The organism is Neptuniibacter sp. QD34_54 (genome assembly GCF_047778055.1).
In the GTDB taxonomy this organism is placed as follows: domain Bacteria; phylum Pseudomonadota; class Gammaproteobacteria; order Pseudomonadales; family Balneatricaceae; genus Neptuniibacter.
Genome location: NZ_CP180546.1, coordinates 2,847,433 through 2,866,648, shown reverse-complemented (window position 1 = coordinate 2,866,648; position 19,216 = coordinate 2,847,433). Strand labels below are relative to the sequence as shown.

The following is a 19,216-nucleotide window of genomic DNA, read 5'->3' as shown; positions in this document are numbered from 1 at the left end:
GACAAAAAATATTAGGAATAGCTGGTTTAAGGGGTAAGGGCTAGGTAAAATTCCTGGCCTAACCACTTTTTAGAGACCTTGCCCCCGTGGATCAAATTGTTGAGCTAATTCTTGAATCTGGCCGTTCTGGCTTAGATATGGGGTTGTATATCCTACTGCCTATCATGGTTGTGATGTTGTCACTCATGAAGCTATTAGAGGCGAAAGGTGTACTTTGCTGGATCTCTAATATGTTGGCCCCAGTTTCTCGCATCTTTGGTATTCCAGGCCTAGGTGTATTGGCGATGTTAAAGCTACTGTTTGTCAGCTTTATCGCACCTTTAGCCACCTTAACTTTAATGGATAAAAACGGTACTTCGCGCCGTTATATCGCAGCTACATTAGCGATGGTGTTAGCCATGTCACAAGCTAATGCGACTTTCCCGCTTAGCGCAGTTGGTTTGGATTTAGGTGTGACCTTGCTTACCTCCGTTGTGGGGGGCTTATCTGCTGCAGCTTTTACCTATTACCTTTTAACGCGAAACCTGACCGATCCAGATACTCAAGAAACCGAGATAGCAGCGGATGCAGGCAGTAAAAAGTCGGTTATGCAGCTACTTGGCGAAGGTGGTAAAGAGGGGATGAAGCTTGTTCTCGATATGCTGCCTATGCTGATTTTAGCGATCTGCTTCGTCAATATCTTAAAGGTAACTGGAGCAATTGGTTTGCTTAGCTCGGCATTGGCGCCTGTGCTGGGTTTGATCGGTTTACCTGAGGCCACAGTACTTCCATTGGTGACTAAGTTTATTGCTGGTGGCACGGCCTTTATGGGCGTGACGATCGATTTGGTCAATCAGGGCTTAATCACCGTAAATGAGCTAAACCGTATGGCTGGTTTTGCAACCAACCCACTTGATGTTCTCGGTGTCGCTATCTTTGCAGCTGCCGGCAAACGTATTGGGCAAGTCATTAGATATGCCGTATACGGTGGTTTATTTGGTATGACAGTTAGGGGAATCATGCACCTGATTATTTTCTAAATCAGGTCCACTTTTTTAGCGGTTCAGGACAAGTTGCGGACCTATCTTGCCTGCTGGAATGGTGTGTTTTGCAAATACGCCGTAGATATGTCCGCAGCTGTCACAATAAGCGACTTGGAACCAGGCATGGCTGTCTTTGGCTTGTTCGGTACTGTCTTTAGAGACAATGTGTTCAATGCCTTCTACCTTACATTCTGGACATTTGGGTTCAGCCATTTCGCTTATCCTTAATAGTTTTTAGCGGTGGTACTTAGTTACCCAGAAACGCTAAAGGTTCCATAAAATTCAGGCAGATACGAAGATCTGCCTGAATTAGGAAAGTTTGAACTATTAAAGCTCAACATTCATCGCGGTAGAACCACGAATCGCTTTCTCTTTAGCTTCTGTCACGCTGTTGTCACGCGCTAGTACCACACCCATACGGCGTTGACCTGTTACTTCAGGCTTGCCGAATAAACGTAGTTGAGTGTTAGGCTCTGCAAGTACCTGCTGAAGGTTACCAAAACGTGCTTGTTTGGATTCACCTTCAACCAAAATAACACTGGATGCAGAAGGGCCGTGGAAATGAATATTCGGGATTGGCAAACCTAGAATTGCACGTGCATGTAGCGCAAATTCGGATAGATCTTGAGAGATCATCGTTACCATGCCCGTGTCATGTGGGCGAGGTGATACTTCGCTGAAGTAAACGTGATCGCCTTTGATGAATAACTCAACACCAAAGATGCCGTGACCGCCAAGTGCTGCTGTGACTTTCTCTGCGATATCTTTAGATACTTCCAGTGCTTTGTCGCTCATCTCTTGAGGTTGCCAAGACTGGCGGTAATCACCACCCACTTGAACGTGACCAATTGGTTCACAGAAGCTTGTTTGGCTGTCGTGGCGAACAGTCAGAAGCGTGATTTCATAATCAAAATCAACAAAGCCTTCGACAATCACTTTACCTTTACCAGCACGACCGCCTTCTTGAGCATATTGCCAAGCTGCTTCTACTTCGTCTTCTGATTTAATCGTGCTTTGGCCTTTACCTGAAGAGCTCATAATCGGTTTTACAACACATGGGATACCCACGTTTTCGATCGCGTCTTTGTACTCTTCGTAAGTTTCAGCAAACTGGTATGGAGACGTTGGAATATCCAACTCCTCAGCAGCTAGGCGGCGGATGCCTTCACGGTTCATCGTCAGTTGAGCTGCACGGGCCGTAGGTACTACTTTGAAGCCTTCGTTTTCTAACTCAACCAGTGTATCTGTCGCGATCGCTTCGATCTCTGGAACGATAAGATCTGGCTTTTCTTCTTCGATCACTTTACGAAGTGCTTCGCCATCTAGCATGGAGATAACATGGCTACGATGAGCTACCTGCATTCCTGGTGCATTTGGGTAGCGATCTACAACGATAACCTCCGCTCCCAAACGCTGTAATTCGATGACAACTTCTTTACCTAGTTCGCCACCACCACACATTAATACACGGGTAGCTGAAGTTGATAAAGGGGTCCCTATGTGCAGCATTGTCCAATCCTCTGCGTGAAAAAATTTCAAGCATTATACGGTGCAAATCGCGCTAATCACCAGCAGAAAAAAGGGTATAAACTATACTCTAAAAGTGTTGTTTTTAGGGTTAAGGGTCATGAGAAGGCTAGTGTTTCTCGCCCCTACGGTGTCACAAGTAAATTCTGTTGTGGCTGACTTTCTGGCGGTTGGGATCGAAGACGAATCTATTCACTTTATTGCTGAAGACGCATCTCTAATCGAGAAAATATCAGCGCGCGCCGCGACCGACATAGAAACAACTGAACGTGAAAATGATCTAGATTGGGGCATGGTTGCAGGAGGCAGTTTTGGCCTCGCAGCTGGCCTTGTGGCAACCACAGTGCTAGGTCCGGTTGGCTCAGTAGTCAGCGGTGGCACAGTGGTCATAAGTAGCATCCTTGGAATAGGTTTAGGAGGATGGCTCGGAAAGCTGGTTGGTGAAGACACTCCGGTACATTTGTTGGCAAAGTATAAGCATGCTTTACAGCAAGGGGGTGTGCTAGTCATGGTGGATATTCCCGCAGAGCGAATGACGGAAACTCATAAGTTGATACGGCAGCATTGCCCTAAAGCGTTAGTCGAGATTATTCACTTGCACTGGGATCATCAACAGGCTGCATGACATAGATAGACCTTTTGCCTGAGAAGGCCGATTAGTCGGAGTATCCATCCGGCAGAAAGGGGTGATACCGTTCATGGTATCGCCCCTTGTTATTTAAGGCTCAGAGACTCTCGCCATTATTTCTTTAGATTTCTTTCATATAACAGCGTTTATGCTATTTCTTAAATAGGGAAGGAGAAGGAGATGTATTATGTCCAGAGGTCACGCACGATATCAGGAGAGACATCACGGTTTATCGTTATTTGGCAAAGATCTGGTGCGCCGTTGTAGTTCTCATTGTGAGTTATGTAATGCGCAAGGCGTGAAATTAGGCATATTTGAGGTGCCGCCTATTTTGACGGAGCCGAACTTTGAACATTGCATCATGATTTGTGATGTTTGCACGCAACAGATTGAGCGCCCTAAAATACGTGATAATAATCACTGGCGCTGCCTTAACAGTTCTATTTGGAGCCCTGTGCCTGCTGTAAAAGTGATGGCGATTGCTATGTTGCAAAACATTGCTCAGCAGGAACGTTGGGCAGTTGAGCTGCTTGAGCAGGTATATTTAGAGCCTGATGAACAAACATGGTTAGAGGAAATTGATATCCCCTAATTGCTAATCAGTATCTATTTCGCCACACAGACTGTTAGGGAATTGTTTCCGAATATCTTCCACAGATAACTTGTTTGCTAACAGATAATGAAGCTTGCAGAAGGCTGCTTCTAGGGTCATCTCTCCTCCAGAAATAACACCGATCTCATTTAAAGCTTCGCTGCAGGCATATTGTCCTTGGAGAATATCCGCTTGTAAGCACTGGCTGATATTAACGATAACAATCCCATTTTCGTGAGCTTTATGCAAAGCGCTCAATAACGCTTTGTTGCTATCGGGTAGATTACCAACGCCGTAGCTTCTAAGGATAATTGCTTTTAATCCTTCACTTTCGAGAAGGCTAGATGCTAGTTGTCCACAGATACCGGGATAGATCGGCAAGATAGACACCGCTTTAGGATCAAACGGTGGCGAGATGAAATTCTCTTTCTCTGTAGGAAAAAAGAGCCTGTTGTGCAACTCAATATGCAAACCGATCTGACCAAGCCAAGGAAAATTAGGGCTATCGAACGCATCTAGCCCGGTAGCTTTCACTTTACTAGCGCGGTTTCCGCGTAAAAGTCTTCCGCTAAAGTAGATGCAAACTTCATTAATGGGATGAAATGCCGCCAAAATCATCGATGTGATTAGATTATCTAGCGCATCATTACGTAATTCAGACAGAGGGATTTGCGAACCTGTAAAGATCACAGGCTTGTTTAACCCCTGAAGTATAAATGACAGCATAGAGGCACTGTAAGCCATGGTGTCAGTGCCATGCAGGACGATAAAACCATCATATTTTTCATAGTGTTGGATAACCAAATCAGCGATCTTGCTCCAGTGTGATGGTTCAAGGTTAGCGCTATCGATGAGCGGGTTTAGTTCAATCATCTCAAAATCAGGCAGGGCTGAATGGTGAGAGTGTGCTAGTCTGCTGCGAATGACATCTTCAAATCCACTCATAGGGACATAGCCTTTATCAGAGGCTTGCATGCCGATGGTGCCGCCAGTATAGATGAGTAGAACGTTTTGACTCATTTCCAATCTCCAGAATTAACCCGTTATATATACGTTGAACGGTGGAAGATTAAAAGCGGTTCAATCGGATTTTTGGCTTCGATCATTAGGGGTGAGATAGCGAGATTGGTTGATTAATTTGGAGATATCGCGAGAAGGAAGCGGTTTACTAAAGTAAAATCCTTGTAGCTCATCACAGGTTTGCGTGAGCAGGAAACCTCGTTGTTGTTGAGTTTCGACACCTTCAGCAATGATCTGGAGTTTGAGGCTGCGTGCCATTGTGATAATCGCTTGGGTTATCTCTGCGCTTTCCGCATTTTTATCCAAATCGCGGACAAAGCTTTGATCGATTTTGATGCGATCCAAAGGAAACTGTTTCAAATAGCTTAAGGAGGAGTAGCCCGTACCGAAGTCATCTATAGCAATCTGTACGCCCATCTCTTTTAAATGGTTAAGCGTAGAGATAGTTTCTTGATGGTCTTCCATTAAGGCTGTTTCTGTTAACTCGACTTCAAGTAGCTGTGGAGATAGTTGAGTCTGTTGCAGTATACGCTCAATTTTTTCGATAAGTTTTTCGTCACGGAACTGCACAGCCGACAAATTGACGGCGATACGTATCGGCTTGTCATTTTGCCAATTCCATGCGGCTGCTTGGTGGCAGGCGGTTTCCATAACCCATTCACCAATGTCGATGATCAATCCGCTTTTCTCAGCGATTGGGATAAATACTGCTGGGGATATAGGTCCACGCCTTGGGTGATTCCAACGTAATAAGGCTTCTAGGCCGATAACTTGTCCGGTTAAGCTTAACACTTGAGGTTGGTAATAAACTTCAAATTGATCCTGACTTAAAGCCTGATGGAGATCGGCAACTAACGACGACTCATCAAGGATTTGTTGTTTCAGGCTGGTGGAATAAAAACAGAGTTCCCGTTTAGGGTTTGATTTTGCTTTCTGCATAGCTGTATAGGCGTTATTGATTAGAGTGTCGCATTCGTTGCCATCTTGGGAATACAGACTGATGCCGATAGACGGTTTAAAGAAGAAATGTTGATCTTGCAGTTGAAAGGGCAGGCGAAGTAGCTGTAGTAATCGGCGGCCAATTTGCTCTGCAGTACTTTGATCAGCCTGCTTTGGCAACATCACTGCAAACTCGATCCCACCTAAGCGCGCCACAGGGTAATGGAAACCTACAGCGGTTTTTATTTGCTGAGCTGCTATATTTAGTGCGCTATCACCTGCCGAGATACTCAGTCGGTTATTTACCTCTTTAATACCGCTCAGTTGTATAACTAGAAAAGCAATGATTTCAGCTTCTTGCGCTTCAGCGATCGCAGTATCAAGCTGGCTTTTTATCATCTCGCGATTAGGTAGGTGAGTAATCGGATCAAAATTCAGCTGTTGATATACTTCTTTGTTTAGCTTTGTGATCTGTCGCTGTGAGGCGTTATAGCGTTTCCAGCTAAGAAGAATAAAGAATAAAATTTGTAGAGCTAGCGCATTGGTAGGTGCAAACCATAGCTTTAGCTCATTAAATAAGGTGATGGTTAGGCCAATGGTTACTGCAATGGCAAAGAGTATGCTTAGTGGGTAATAACGTCGCGGCAATAGATGCATAAAAGGTAAAACAGTAAGTGCAAGTCCCAGCGTTATAAGTAGATTGACAGTAGGTGTGAGTTCAAATAAAAATCGTCTATCCATTAGAGCCGCTGCAATATTGGCATTTAATTCAACGCCCGGCATTCGCTGATGTTGTCCTGAGACTGGTGTGCTAAGCGAATCACCCATACCTGATGCAGTGGCTCCAACTAACAGTGTTTTGTTTGCTAGCTCCTCTAGAGCTACTGTACCGTTAAACACATCGATATATGAGTAGCGCTGGATAGTTCCAGGGGGGCCATAAAATGGAATCAAAAAGGGGATCTGGCGAAGCCAGCCTAAGCCCGACGGGGACGCAGATTTTTTAAAAGGGAGATTGGTTTGTGCCTCTTGGGAGCTTTGGTAGAGCGCTAGACCCAGAGTTGGCCAATGAGGATCGCCTAAGCCCGCATAAAGATAAACTCTTCGACTAATTCCATCCAAATCTATTTCGGTGTCTACATGACCAATACCATCACTGGGCGCGGCTAAAGTCGGTATAGGTAATAGCTCTTTTATCCCTTCAGGGTTGTCTGTTTTTTCAGGCGCCATAGCTAAAATTACGCGGCCATGTTGGGCGATTGCTCGGGCAAAGTCCTGATCGGCTTCTGGACTGTCTGTTTCAGAAAAGAGAATATCAAAGGCAACGGCTGAGGTATTAGCTTCTGTAAGTTGTGCAAGCATATCAGCGTGGATACTGCGACTCCAAGGCCAGCGTCCTAATTGCGATAAGCTCGCGTCATCAATTGCAATGATTGCGATATTTTCAGGAGGATTATTCGATTCCTGAGATATCAGGGTGTCGTAAGCAATAAGGTCAATGCGTTGCAGTAGGGAGCTATTATAGCCGATCACAATACTGAGAAAGAGTAATCCCAGAATGATCAATTGTTGTAATCGGCGTTTAATCATAACAGCAAGATGGTCAATACAAATGATCCAAATACATAAACCCAACTATCACTCGGAGGAGGGGTAAGCTCCTGAGTTACACCCCAGGCACCTGCATAGCCATCATCGGCCAATGCTCTTACTCGGATGTAGCGATAACCTTCGGGCCGAGGAATAGCTATTTCAGGTTCTGCCACGGTTGTATCTGTAAGGATAGTTGCAAATTTACGATCGCGGGCAATTTGCACCTGATATGTTTGTTCATATTTGCTGGATGCCCATGACAGTTTTACTTCTTGCTCATCTTGTTCTAACTCTGGCTGAGGGGTTGCCGGTATAGGCTTAACATCAAATACCCGGGTATCGCTGTACGGGCCTTGTTCGCCTTTACTATCAACGCTCGCCAAACGCCAAAAATAGGTTTTTGATTCGGCCAAGCCTGTCAGGTTTAGGTTGGGTGTGGTTAGGCCTGAATCAGATGTAACAATATTTTGGAAGTTAGCGTCTGTTGCTATCTCTACTACATAGTTATCGGCATCACTGGAACGGGTCCATTCTAATAAAGGCGTTTGACCTCTAAGCGTTGCTTTGTTCGCTGGCGCCATAGGGAATGGTGGTTGTGGACGTGCATTCAGAATGATTGCTTGATTGGTAGCGAAGCCTTCAATGCCATCATGATCGATGGCTCTAACTTGCAGGTAATAAGTATTGTCTGCGAGGTCTGGCAGATTGATACGGTTACGAGGACTGTGGCTATCCCATAAAATCGTTGTCATCTGGTCAAATTTTGAGATTTGAGCTCGATAGTTGGCTGCTTTTGAATTTTCATTCCAGCGAACTTCATAACCAATTTGCTGTATTTCCTCGGGGAGTTCTAGCAGCGTTGGTGCGGGTTGTAGCTTCTTCGGCACCATTGGCGCTTTATTCTTTTCAACGGTTGTGCCGAAGCCTGATCGGACTAAACGTGTTCTTTTAGCGCCTTTTACAGCAACTCCGCCCTCAAGCACTTCGATACGTGCCGTATTGTTATCCGCTGAATAGGCTGTACGGAACTCAGTGCCTCTGACGGCTGAAATGGCTGCAGGGGTATGGATCTCTAAACGAGCACCATCACCTCTTTGTGGCTGTGCCACGGTGTCGATTTCCCCCGAGATCAGTTGCACTCGAGAATCGACCATACCTGTTTCACCGTATTGGCGTAGGTGATTAAAGCTAACTTGTGAGTTTTGTAACACCAGCATCTCACTACCATCTGCGAAACGGACAATAACACTCGCTTGGTTGCCCGTATGAAGCTGATCGCCTAAGTTAAACTTTGATTTGAGCGTAAGTATTTCTTGGCTGTTATCAGCGTGCTTGATTATTTTGGCATCTCCTTCAATGGCAGTAGCAACGGCGGAGGCCGGTTGAGACTTAATCCAAGCAAGAGGGACCCTAAGTTTGGTGTTTTCGGGAATGCGTTTAGGGTCAGCAATATTGTTAATTTTCTGGAGCTGCTTCCAATAGGAGGTTTTGTAGAGATGTTTTTGGCTAAATTCTGACAGAGTGTCCCCTTCTACCACTGAATAAACCCACTCTTGGGCCATAGCATTAGGCGCTACCAGTAAAATGCATGACATTGCTAAGGTACGGAATAATTGGGTAGGGGAATTGGTAGCCATAATCAGTATCCTTTGATTATTTCATCGCAAACTCTGATCTAGATTAGAACAGAATTTAATTTAGTCAGGGATTAAATTTGGGTTACATCCCGTTAGCTTATTGAAAAGTATAAGTTATAAAGCGATTTTAGAGTGCTTTTACTGTCATAATGTTTTAAACATGTTAGCCGCCTAAAATTGGTCTGGATAATCGAATGTCTGAAATACCTGCAACTTTATCGACTTCCGCCTTAGCTAAGGCACTCAAGAAAACAACGAAGCAGATGTTTGCTGAGTTAGAAACCTTAGGATGGATTGAGCGTCAAAATGAGGCGTGGAAACTAACGACTAAGGGTGAGTTTGAAGGTGGTAAGTACCGAGAAAGTCAGAAATTTGGTCGATACATTATATGGCCAAGGGAGGTTGCGGAGCATAAAGCGTTATCCAGTCCCGATGCTGGTTTACTCAGCCTCTCCCAATTAAGTAAGCACTTTTCACTGAGTCGTATTGCCATGGAGCAGGTTCTTCAAGAGATGGCTTGGATTCGCGCTAATAAAAAAGGTTGGCAAGTAACTTCGTTAGGTGAAAAAAATGGTGCTCATCAACGGGAAAACAGATCCACGGGTGTACCTTATGTTTTATGGTCTGATTCAACTCTAGATCATGAAGTGTTGATCGATTGGGTCGAAGAAGTTCAGACGGGTTTAAATGATATAGAGCTTCGCTGTTGTGATGGTCATCAAGTTGCAAATGAAGCCGAGCGTTTAATTGATAATTGGCTATATTTCTCTGGATTAGCACATGCTTATAAGCGCCGTCTACCGTTCCCTGAGAAGCTTTATGCTGATTTTTACCTGCCTCAGCATCATCTTTATGTCGAATATTGGGGAGATCAGGTAACAGCTACTGAGCTATCTGCTAAGATGCGTAAAAAAGAGCTTCTAAAAGCAAATAATTGTGCTTGTATTGAAATCCAGGATGAAGATTTATTACAGTTAGATGAAGCATTAACTAGGAAGTTACTAAATCACAACATTGAAATTTGAAGTCTGTTCCTAAGTCTTACGCATCCATGGATGTTTGAGCGCGATCCGAGTCTTATACAGTCTTGTTTAGAAGTGCGTCAAAAACATAAAAAAGACGTTAAAGCAGTATATCTATTCTATGCTGAAGTGAGGGCTCTTAAGCTGATAATGGCTAATTAAGGGAGTTTGTTCACTGGCAAGAGTTAAGACAGTGGAATCTGGATGTCAGAAGTTTTCAAAGTTAAACAGCGATTAGCTTTTAGGCTGGCTAAATATTCGGTCGTTATGGCGTTTGTCATCGGCTTAGTTTTGACGACTGCGCAAGTGTTGGAAGACTTCCATGTGCAAGATAGCCAGTTTGATAAAACTATCCATAAAATTCTTAATGCCAGTAAGCCGCCAGCTACGCGTGCCGTTCATACACTAGACCATACCCTCGCCAAAGAAGTGGTATTTGGTTTGATGCAATATTCTTTTATTTCCGAGGTGAAAATTTCGGATGAATTAGGAGAAGTGCTGGCATCGCAGGTGGTTCCAGATCCTGTAAAGAAGTCTTCTACGCTTTGGCTAACCGAAAAAATCTCCAGCGCTCATAAAACCTATACTCTCGACCTTCAGGCGCCTGGCTTTGTTGATATAGCACCAGGAAAACTTCAGGTAATTGTCAATAAAGATCAAGCATTTCAGCCATTCTTTGAGCGTGCTTTAACCATCTTTGTTGCTGGCTTAGTGCGTAACGTATTACTCGCCATCTGCCTAATCGCTATTTTTCACGTTGTTTTAACTAAACCTTTAGCAAGGCTAGCCAGTCAGTTTGCGAGTGTCGATCTCAATGCTAGCAAAGAGGTAAAGCTGCAAGTTCCTGAAGTCCATAAAGACACGGAATTAGGTTTGTTAAATCATGCAGGTAATGAGTTTATCTCAACCGTTCATAACTTAGTGCACGAGCTTAGGGATAGTCATCAGGCTTTATCTAAGAGTGAAGCTCGCCTAGCCCAATTGATCAATCAGGTCCCGCAGTTGATCATGGCGATCAATAAAAATGGCGATATTCTGTTTGCCAATCGTCAATTCGCTGAGTTTTATGAGACACCTGTTACGGAAATAGCTGGCCATGCACTCCTGAAACTGCATCCTTACATTGAAGAGGTTGCCGAACTCGAGTCGATTCGTCGATGTGTCGAAGTGCATCAGACTGAAGCAGAAATCAGTGACTTTACTTGGACACATAAAAGCGGAAAAACCATGCACTTCACTGTGCAGGCTGCGCCGTTTGAGTATTTTTCTGAACCTGTGGTGTTGTTTGCTGCGACAGATATCTCTGAACAGAAGATGGTTCAGGATCACATCAGTCACATGGCAAACCACGATAGTTTAACTGGTTTACCAAACCGTACCTTGCTTAATGACCGTTTAGAACTCTCGCTAGCAAACAGTCAGCGAAATGGTAAATGTAACGGTCTCTTGTTTATAGATTTAGACCACTTCAAAACGATTAATGACTCTTTAGGGCACAGCGTCGGGGATCAGCTACTGAAAAAGGTGGCGGATATTCTGACTAAACAGGTTCGTGCCAGCGATACGGTGGCGCGGTTAGGTGGCGATGAATTTGTCATCCTGTTGCAGTCCTTTGATGGCAACGAAGATGAAGTGACTAAAGACATCGAACATGTCTGTGAAAAACTGTTAGAGCTGCTTGCTGAGCCTATAGAGGTTAAACAGCATCAGCTGCGTATCGGTGCGAGTATAGGCATTGTGCTTTATCCTCTGGCCGATAAAGGGATTGATGATCTGATGCGCTTTGCAGATACCGCTATGTATCATGCAAAGGAGAGTGGCCGTAATGGATACGCGTTTTATCACCATAATATGACCGCGGCTGTTGAAAAACAGCAGAATATGGAGAGCCAATTACATTCGGCACTAGAACGAGAAGAGTTTTGTGTTCATTACCAGCCTTTGGTTGATGTAAGCGGTGAGGTATTTGGCTTCGAGGCATTGATTCGTTGGCAGCACCCCGAACGTGGCTTAGTTCCACCGATAGAGTTTATTCCTAGTTTGGAAGTCAGTGGCATGATCGTTCCGGTGAGTAATTGGCTGATAGGTGAATGCTCAAGACAGATTGTGGAGTGGAAGAAAAGCGGTTTTTGGCGAGAAGGTTGGTACTTATCGATCAATATCAGTCCACTACAGTTCTATCAGGCAGATATGATTCCTGCATTAAAAGAGGCAATTACACAGGCTGGCGCAGATGTTAAAAATATCTGTTTAGAGATTACGGAAACGGTAGCTGTAGAGAATATTGAGTTTGCCGTTAGCCGCTTACAAAAAATTAGAGATTTAGGTATCAAGATAGCCCTAGATGATTTTGGTACAGGGTACTCATCATTGAGTTATCTAAAAGATCTACCAATTGATATAGTGAAGATCGATCGATCCTTTGTGCAGGAGCTGGGAGAAAACAGCAAAAGTCAATGTATTGTCGAAGCTGTGATCAATATAGCTAAAGCTTATAACCTCCGCGTTATTGCGGAAGGCGTGGAAACAAAAGAACAGTTAATCATGGCAAATAAAGTTGGCTGCCATGTTTTTCAAGGGTTCTATATTGAGAGGCCGCAGCCTCCAAATAGTCTTTGTGGCTCTTATTTAAAAGACTCGGTTGAAAGTTAAGACCTTGGCTTGGAACTTTATTGGTATAAAGACCTCTATAGAATGACCCTCGTTTTTACGTTAGAGTGGCTCCAAATTGAGACTGGATAATTCAATGCAAACAGCTTACCCCATGAGTAAACAGAGCAAAGTGATAGCGGCTATTAGCCTGCTATTTTTTGTATTGTATTGCTCCGTTGGCGTTTGTACCAATCTATTTGGCAGCTCAGTAGATAGTTCGTCATCTGGAAGCGTATCAATGAGTTCTGCTGTGTCGGGCGCAGATCAAGCCGATCACAGTATGCACATGGGTATGTCGTCGGATCAGCCTGTCGATAATGCATCCTTAGCTCATTGTGATGGTCAGCCCCAAAGTTGTGACTGGAGCATCAATCCAGTTGTTGATCCTGTAGCGGATGCAATTCCTGATATGATCTTCTTCTTGCAATACCTGTTATCAGGTGTTGTTCTGTTGTTCAGTTTTCTGCTAGCAACGGCACATAAGCTTTCTTACGGCTATTCCTTTGTAAGAGAACGATGTCGTTTTTCCGGTGTACCGAGGCTACACCTGCAACAGGCTGTGTTCTTAAATTAATTACCTGACCCTTTTTATATCGGTTACCGCCTATTTTGGTGGTGTTTTGATGTATCAACGGGACAGGATCTATGCGTTTATCCCCATTATTTATCATTAGTCTGCTGACTTTCAGCAGCATTTCTCAAGCAGAATTGAGTTTGGATTCTGCTATTCAGAATGCTCTTAGTTCTGATCATTGGAATCAAAGCAGTATCTATCAGGAGCAGGCGCTGCATGCTAAAGCGATTGCGAGCGCTCAATTGCCTGATCCAAGATTAAGGCTTGGGTTGGCAAATTTGCCAACAGATAGTTTTGATTTTCAACAAGAGAACATGACCCAGCTACAGCTAGGTGTCTCACAACAATTTCCTCGAGGCCAAAGCTTGAAGTTGTCACAACAGCAGTGGCAGCAAAAAGCGGCGAAAAGTCTGCTACAACGCCAACTCCGTGCAGCTAGTGTGAAACTTAATGTCTCTCAGGCATGGCTAAAACTGCATCAATCAAAAGCGCAGTTGGCCCATTTCAAAGCTAAACAGCATATTTTTAATGAACTGGTAGCAGTGAGTCGGGCTAATTACCGCTCGGGTAAAGCCTTACGTCATGAGGTGTTGGATGCTGAAGTAAAACTTACGCAACTGAAAGACCGCATGCTGCAGTTAGAACAGATGATTCAGGTTCAAAAAGGAGCCTTACAGCAGTGGTTAACGGTTGAATCTTTTGATCAATCTATCGCTACCGGTTTTGATCTAGATTTACTTTTTTCAGGCAAGATTACACAGACAGAGCAAGATCGATCGATCTTAAAACATCCTCAGATTCAGATTCTGAAACAGAACATTGCGATTGAGGATAAAGCGGTTGATCTAGCGGATCAGGCTTATAAACCTGCATTCAAACTCGATGCAAATTATGGTTATCGCGCTGATCATGAAAATGGTCGTGATCGAGCGGATCTGTTTAGTGTCGCTGTGACCATGGATCTGCCGCTGTTCCCTGAAAAGCGTCAAGATCAACATCGCCGTGCTGCAGTACAGCTGCGGGAAGCCAGTAAAGCGATTTACCTACTTAAAGCGCGTGAGTTAAGAGCCGAATTAGTCATCGCTAAGGCTAATCTACAAGGCTATGAACAGCGCTTAGCCATCTACAACCAAGCCTACTTAAAGCAGTTAGCAGCCAAACGAAAATCGGCCTTGCGTGCTTACGCATCAGCGGAGTCTGGTTTTAAAGCTGTATCTATCGCAGCTATGGAAGAGCTCGAAGCTCAACAGCAACAGATTCTCCTTGAACATCAGGTAGCAATGGCGACAGCAAAGATTAATTTTTACTTTGCAGGAGAAGACCCAACGGTGATTAACAACGCTCATCCAGCTCAAGGAGGTATGAACAATGAATAAGGCTGTTTTAACACTCGGAGCTTTGTTAGTTGGGACTTCGGCCGGCTACTTTCTGTCGCAGCAAAAAAGCGATAGCGCTGATTCCTCAGCCCCCGCAAATGATCAGCCTCTATATTGGGTTGCACCGATGGATCCAAACTATAAACGCGATAAGCCAGGTCTCTCTCCTATGGGGATGGATTTAGTACCTGTTTATGAAGAGGATCTAGCGGGTGGTGATTCACCGGGGACAATTTCAATCTCCCCAGAGGTTGAAAACAATCTTTCTGTACGCACGGAAGCGGTTTTGTTTAGTCCGTTGCAAGCGCAGTTAAAAACCGTGGGTTATGTCGGGGTTGATCAGGAGAGAGTGAGCGATATCCATTCACGTATTTCTGGTTGGGTTGAGCAGGTTAAGGTCAGCGTCAAAGGTGAATATGTTGAAAAGGGATCGCTACTGTACGAGGTGTATTCCCCTGAATTGGTGAATGCTCAGGAAGAGTATTTAGCAGCTCTACGCAGTGGTAATCGCTTTTTACGTAAAGCCAGTGAAAGTAAATTGGTCGCGCTGGGCGTCTCGAAAACCGTGTTATCAACCTTAAATAAACAGCGTCAGCCTCTACAAAAATTACCTGTTTATGCGCCTGTATCAGGTTATATCGACCAGATCTCGTTGCGTAAAGGTACTTATATTAAGCCTAATAGCCGTTTATTGACGATCGCGCCTTTAGATCAAGTTTGGGTGACCGCAGAACTATTTGAACGCCAAGGCAGCGCAGTACAGAAGGGCGATGTGGCCGAAATGACCTTAGCGTTTATGCCAGGGGAAATCTGGCGTGGGCAGGTCGATTATGTTTACCCGACGGTTAATCAAAAAACGCGAACGTTGAATGTCCGCTTACGTTTCGATAACCCTGACCTGCTGCTTAAACCGGATATGTTTGCTCAAATTTCTATCCAGTCGGCACCGACCAAACCTATGCTGAATGTGTCAGATACAGCCGTCATCAAAACCGGCGATCAAGATCGTATTGTTCTGGCTTTAGGAGAAGGTAAGTACAAATCGGTTGAAGTTAAAACCGGTCCGAGTATGGCTGGACGCACTGCAATTATTCAGGGTTTATTTCCAGAAGATAGGGTCGTTACATCGGCTCAGTTTATGCTCGATTCCGAGTCCAGTATCAGTTCTGATTTCTTACGCCTAACACCACCGGCCATGGGGCTGATTGATGAGGTTTGGGTCAGTGCAACAGTTGAAGAGGTGGATCGAGAATCACGCCTCTTAACGATCAGACATGAAGCGATTCGCGAGTGGAAACAGGATGCGATGTTGATGCAGGTTAAAGCTGATGAATCCTTAGATTTAGAGGCGTTACGTAATGCTGGCTCGGTACAAATCCGTTTACGCGGAGCCAATATGAGCGACTTGCAGCTCACGGATTTTATATTGCCGCGTCCTAAAGCCCCAGAAAGCATCCCTGGGGGTAAACTATGATCAAAGGGATAATTTATTGGTCGATACACAATCGTTTTTTTGTTCTGCTGACGACGGTGATTTTAATTGGTTGGGGGGCTTATGCAGTCAAAAATACACCGATCGATGCAATTCCAGACCTCTCCGATGTTCAGGTAATTATTAAAACTAGTTATCCCGGCCAAGCACCACAAGTGGTGGAGGATCAGGTCACTTATCCACTGACGACGGCGATGTTGTCGGTACCCGGCGCAAAAACAGTTCGTGGCTTCTCTTTCTTTGGGGATTCATACGTTTATGTGATTTTTGACGAAGGCACCGATCTCTATTGGGCGCGTAGCCGAGTATTAGAGTATCTCAGCCAAGTTAGCTCCTCTTTACCTGATAGTGCCAAACCGCAGCTTGGACCTGATGCTACAGGGGTGGGCTGGGTCTACCTCTATGCATTGGTCGATCGCACGGGACAGCATGATTTAGCCCAGCTGCGCAGTATTCAGGATTGGTTTTTAAAGTATGAGTTGCAGACGGTATCGGGGGTCTCAGAAGTCGCTCCCATCGGTGGCATGGTCAAGCAATATCAAGTCAAAGTAGATCCGGAAAAACTACGCGCTTTCGATGTACCGCTATCGCATATCAATCTGGCGATTAAACGCGCAAACCAAGAGAGCGGTGCCTCGGTCATTGAGATGGCCGAAGCCGAATATATGGTCAGAGCGAGTGGCTATTTAGATGGCTTGGAAGCAATTAAAAATATTCCACTGGGTGCTACCCCTCAAGGCACGCCGCTATTACTGCAAGACCTCGCTGATGTGACAATCGGGCCTCAGATGCGCCGCGGTATTGCTGAACTTGATGGTGAAGGCGAAGTTGTTGGTGGTGTGGTTGTGATGCGCTTCGGCGAAAACGCGCAGGCAACGATTGAGGGAGTCAAAGCTAAGTTAGAAGAGCTCAAACGTAGCCTACCTGAAGGTGTAGAGGTCGTCACAGTGTATGACCGCTCAGGTTTGATAGATCGAGCAGTGGATAACTTATTTGAAAAACTCGTAGAAGAGTTTGTCGTAGTTATCATTGTCTGTGCACTGTTTCTGTTCCATTTCCGCTCCTCGTTGGTGGTTATTATCAGTCTACCTATTGGGATTTTGGCGGCGTTTATCGTCATGTATTACCAAGGGATCAATGCCAACATCATGTCTTTGGGTGGGATCGCCATAGCAATCGGGGCCATGGTAGATGGTGCCATTGTGCTCATCGAGAATGTGCATAAACACATTGAGCGTCGACCGTTAACAGATGAAAACCGCTGGCAGGTTATCGCGGAGGCGTCTGCTGAGGTTGGACCAGCACTCTTTTTCAGTCTGTTGATTATTACTATGAGCTTTATCCCTGTGTTTGCTTTGGAAGCACAAGAGGGGCGAATGTTCTCGCCTTTGGCTTATACCAAAACTTATGCAATGGCCGCAGCAGCGGGATTTGCAATTACCTTAGTACCGGTTCTGATGGGGTACTGTATCCGCGGTAACGTGCTTCCAGAAAGTAAGAACCCGGTTAATCGTATTCTCCAAGCGATCTACGTGCCGGTGATTCGTTTAGTTCTAAATTGGCCTAAGTTCACCGTTGTTGTTGCGTTAACGGTTACGGTGATTGGCTTTTGGCCTGTGAATAAAATAGGTAGCGAATTTATACCGCCTCTGGATGAAGGCGATCTGATGTATATGCCAACAACTTACCCCGGTATCTCAATTGGTAAGGCGCGAGAGCTACTGCAGCAAACGGATAAGTTGATTCGTACGGTGCCTGAAGTTGAGCGTGTATTTGGCAAAATTGGACGTGCTGAAACCGCGACAGATCCCGCGCCGCTGACCATGATTGAAACCTTTATCACGTTGAAACCACGAGATCAGTGGCGTGAGGGGATGACCACCGAAAAGCTTACCAAAGAGTTGGATAAGATCGTCAAATTGCCGGGACTGACCAATGCTTGGGTGATGCCGATTAAAACCCGTATCGATATGCTAGCGACAGGGATTAAAACTCCAGTCGGTTTAAAGGTTGCCGGGCCTGACCTTAAAGTAATTGAAGATATAGGTAAGCAACTAGAACAGGTGCTGGTGGATGTTGAAGGCACCTCATCTGTTTATTCCGAGCGTGTTGCGGGTGGGCGTTACGTTAAGGTCGATATCCAACGTCAAAAAGCAGCGCGATATGGTCTTAATATTGCCGACATTCAGTTAGTGATTACCAGCGCTATTGGCGGCAGAAATGTTGGCGAGACCGTCGAAGGTTTAGAACGCTATCCGATCAATGTGCGTTATCCACAAGCTTACCGCGATTCGGTAGAACAACTGCGTTTGTTACCACTGGTCACACCGACAGGCGCGCGTATTGCTTTAGCGGATGTTGCTGATATTAGGATAGAGGCTGGGCCTCCAGGGATTAAAAGTGAAAATGCTCGGCCTAATGGCTGGACCTATGTTGATATTGAGGGACGAGACTTAGGTTCTTATGTCGCTGATGCGCAAAAGATCGTGGCTGAGCAAGTCCAGTTGCCAGCTGGTTATTCGATTAACTGGTCGGGGCAGTATGAATATCTACTCCGTGCGAAAGAGCGTCTGACTTATGTTATCCCTCTGACCTTAGCCATCATTGTGGTTCTTCTCTATCTTAGCTTTCGCCGATTTGCAGAAGTAGCAATGATTTTAGGGACACTACCATTAGCGCTGATAGGCGGGATTTGGATGCTTTATCTAAACCAGTTCAATTTCTCTGTTGCCGTTGGCGTAGGCTTTATCGCTTTGGCGGGTGTAGCGGTCGAGATAGGTGTCATATTACTGGTCTATCTCAATCAGGCCTACGAAGAAAAGTGTCGAGAGATGCCAGAAGGCCTTACCCTTCAAGCTTTGCAGGACTCCATAACTGAGGGCGCTGGTAAGCGAGTCAGACCAATTCTGATGACAGTTGCCACGGTGATCGCAGGCTTGTTACCGATTATGTACGGAGATGGAACTGGCGCTGAAATCATGCAAAGAATCGCGGCACCGATGGTTGGCGGTATGGCGAGTGCTTTAGTGTTAACGCTGATTCTGTTACCGGCCGTTTATTATCTGTGGCGAAAGCAAGGCTTAAAACACTAGAAAGGATATTTTAAGGAACCTTTAGAAAATCGTTCACACATCCATATTGT

Annotated in this window: 14 protein-coding genes; 9 read left to right on the top strand and 5 right to left on the bottom strand. The window is 45.0% G+C overall.

The window, feature by feature from the left end; all coding sequences use genetic code 11:
* The first annotated feature begins 86 nt into the window (after window positions 1-86).
* Window positions 87-1,019 carry a nucleoside recognition family protein gene (locus ACMXYP_RS13025; RefSeq protein ID WP_415882069.1) on the top strand — a complete coding sequence of 311 codons (933 nt, stop codon included), beginning with the start codon at window positions 87-89 and terminating at the stop codon, window positions 1,017-1,019.
* Between the two features lie 15 nt (window positions 1,020-1,034).
* Here the strand turns inward: ACMXYP_RS13025 and ACMXYP_RS13020 are convergent, their stop codons facing one another.
* Window positions 1,035-1,235: a transcriptional regulator gene (locus tag ACMXYP_RS13020; RefSeq protein ID WP_415882068.1), complete on the bottom strand. Its 201-nt coding sequence runs from the start codon at window positions 1,233-1,235 to the stop codon at window positions 1,035-1,037.
* Between the two features lie 114 nt (window positions 1,236-1,349).
* Window positions 1,350-2,531, bottom strand: coding sequence for a formate-dependent phosphoribosylglycinamide formyltransferase (gene purT / locus ACMXYP_RS13015; RefSeq protein ID WP_415882067.1), 1,182 nt, complete (start codon window positions 2,529-2,531; stop codon window positions 1,350-1,352).
* Between the two features lie 169 nt (window positions 2,532-2,700).
* Between purT and ACMXYP_RS13010 the strand changes: the two genes are divergently transcribed.
* Entirely contained in the window at window positions 2,701-3,174 is a 474-nt protein-coding gene (locus ACMXYP_RS13010) for a hypothetical protein (protein WP_415882066.1), read from the top strand.
* A gap of 190 nt (window positions 3,175-3,364) precedes the next feature.
* On the top strand, window positions 3,365-3,769 hold the full coding sequence (locus ACMXYP_RS13005; protein ID WP_415882065.1) for a phnA protein: 405 nt from the start codon (window positions 3,365-3,367) through the stop codon (window positions 3,767-3,769).
* A 3-nt stretch (window positions 3,770-3,772) separates the two neighbouring features.
* Here the strand turns inward: ACMXYP_RS13005 and ansA are convergent, their stop codons facing one another.
* The 3 genes from ansA to ACMXYP_RS12990 are packed head-to-tail and all read right to left on the bottom strand — an operon-like array spanning window position 3,773 to window position 8,958.
* The gene (gene ansA, locus ACMXYP_RS13000; RefSeq protein WP_415882064.1) at window positions 3,773-4,789 is read right to left on the bottom strand and encodes an asparaginase; all 1,017 of its coding nucleotides are present in this window, start codon (window positions 4,787-4,789) and stop codon (window positions 3,773-3,775) included.
* 60 nt (window positions 4,790-4,849) lie between these two features.
* Window positions 4,850-7,318: an EAL domain-containing protein gene (locus ACMXYP_RS12995; RefSeq protein WP_415882063.1), complete on the bottom strand. Its 2,469-nt coding sequence runs from the start codon at window positions 7,316-7,318 to the stop codon at window positions 4,850-4,852.
* Entirely contained in the window at window positions 7,315-8,958 is a 1,644-nt protein-coding gene (locus ACMXYP_RS12990; protein ID WP_415882062.1) for a FecR domain-containing protein, read from the bottom strand. Before ACMXYP_RS12990 ends, ACMXYP_RS12995 begins: the two co-directional genes overlap by 4 nt.
* A 194-nt stretch (window positions 8,959-9,152) precedes the next feature.
* Between ACMXYP_RS12990 and ACMXYP_RS12985 the strand changes: the two genes are divergently transcribed.
* The 6 genes from ACMXYP_RS12985 to ACMXYP_RS12960 all read left to right on the top strand — a co-directional run bounded on the left by ACMXYP_RS12985 (window position 9,153) and on the right by ACMXYP_RS12960 (window position 19,166).
* Window positions 9,153-9,983 (top strand): hypothetical protein, encoded by an 831-nt coding sequence (locus ACMXYP_RS12985; RefSeq protein ID WP_415882061.1) that lies wholly within the window; start codon window positions 9,153-9,155, stop codon window positions 9,981-9,983.
* 201 nt (window positions 9,984-10,184) lie between these two features.
* Window positions 10,185-12,632: a putative bifunctional diguanylate cyclase/phosphodiesterase gene (locus tag ACMXYP_RS12980; protein ID WP_415882060.1), complete on the top strand. Its 2,448-nt coding sequence runs from the start codon at window positions 10,185-10,187 to the stop codon at window positions 12,630-12,632.
* A gap of 238 nt (window positions 12,633-12,870) precedes the next feature.
* Entirely contained in the window at window positions 12,871-13,206 is a 336-nt protein-coding gene (locus tag ACMXYP_RS12975) for a hypothetical protein (protein WP_415882059.1), read from the top strand.
* Window positions 13,207-13,277: 71 nt separating this feature from the next.
* Window positions 13,278-14,582, top strand: a complete 1,305-nt coding sequence (locus ACMXYP_RS12970) for a TolC family protein (RefSeq protein WP_415882058.1) — start codon at window positions 13,278-13,280, stop codon at window positions 14,580-14,582.
* Window positions 14,575-16,056 (top strand): efflux RND transporter periplasmic adaptor subunit, encoded by a 1,482-nt coding sequence (locus ACMXYP_RS12965; RefSeq protein ID WP_415882057.1) that lies wholly within the window; start codon window positions 14,575-14,577, stop codon window positions 16,054-16,056. The genes ACMXYP_RS12970 and ACMXYP_RS12965 overlap by 8 nt, the downstream gene beginning before the upstream one ends.
* Window positions 16,053-19,166, top strand: a complete 3,114-nt coding sequence (locus ACMXYP_RS12960; RefSeq protein WP_415882056.1) for an efflux RND transporter permease subunit — start codon at window positions 16,053-16,055, stop codon at window positions 19,164-19,166. The genes ACMXYP_RS12965 and ACMXYP_RS12960 overlap by 4 nt, the downstream gene beginning before the upstream one ends.
* Window positions 19,167-19,216 lie beyond the last annotated feature (50 nt).

Excerpts from the sequence above, each read along its gene's own strand:
- ACMXYP_RS12990 (WP_415882062.1), bottom strand. The coding sequence starts at position 8,958 with ATGGCTACCAATTCCCCTACCCAATTATTCCGTACCTTAGCAATGTCA.
- ACMXYP_RS12970 (WP_415882058.1), top strand. The coding sequence starts at position 13,278 with ATGCGTTTATCCCCATTATTTATCATTAGTCTGCTGACTTTCAGCAGC.
- ansA (WP_415882064.1), bottom strand. The coding sequence starts at position 4,789 with ATGAGTCAAAACGTTCTACTCATCTATACTGGCGGCACCATCGGCATG.
- ACMXYP_RS12975 (WP_415882059.1), top strand. The coding sequence starts at position 12,871 with ATGAGTTCTGCTGTGTCGGGCGCAGATCAAGCCGATCACAGTATGCAC.
- ACMXYP_RS12980 (WP_415882060.1), top strand. The coding sequence starts at position 10,185 with ATGTCAGAAGTTTTCAAAGTTAAACAGCGATTAGCTTTTAGGCTGGCT.
- ACMXYP_RS13005 (WP_415882065.1), top strand. The coding sequence starts at position 3,365 with ATGTCCAGAGGTCACGCACGATATCAGGAGAGACATCACGGTTTATCG.
- ACMXYP_RS13020 (WP_415882068.1), bottom strand. The coding sequence starts at position 1,235 with ATGGCTGAACCCAAATGTCCAGAATGTAAGGTAGAAGGCATTGAACAC.
- purT (WP_415882067.1), bottom strand. The coding sequence starts at position 2,531 with ATGCTGCACATAGGGACCCCTTTATCAACTTCAGCTACCCGTGTATTA.
- ACMXYP_RS12985 (WP_415882061.1), top strand. The coding sequence starts at position 9,153 with ATGTCTGAAATACCTGCAACTTTATCGACTTCCGCCTTAGCTAAGGCA.
- ACMXYP_RS12995 (WP_415882063.1), bottom strand. The coding sequence starts at position 7,318 with ATGATTAAACGCCGATTACAACAATTGATCATTCTGGGATTACTCTTT.
- ACMXYP_RS12960 (WP_415882056.1), top strand. The coding sequence starts at position 16,053 with ATGATCAAAGGGATAATTTATTGGTCGATACACAATCGTTTTTTTGTT.
- ACMXYP_RS12965 (WP_415882057.1), top strand. The coding sequence starts at position 14,575 with ATGAATAAGGCTGTTTTAACACTCGGAGCTTTGTTAGTTGGGACTTCG.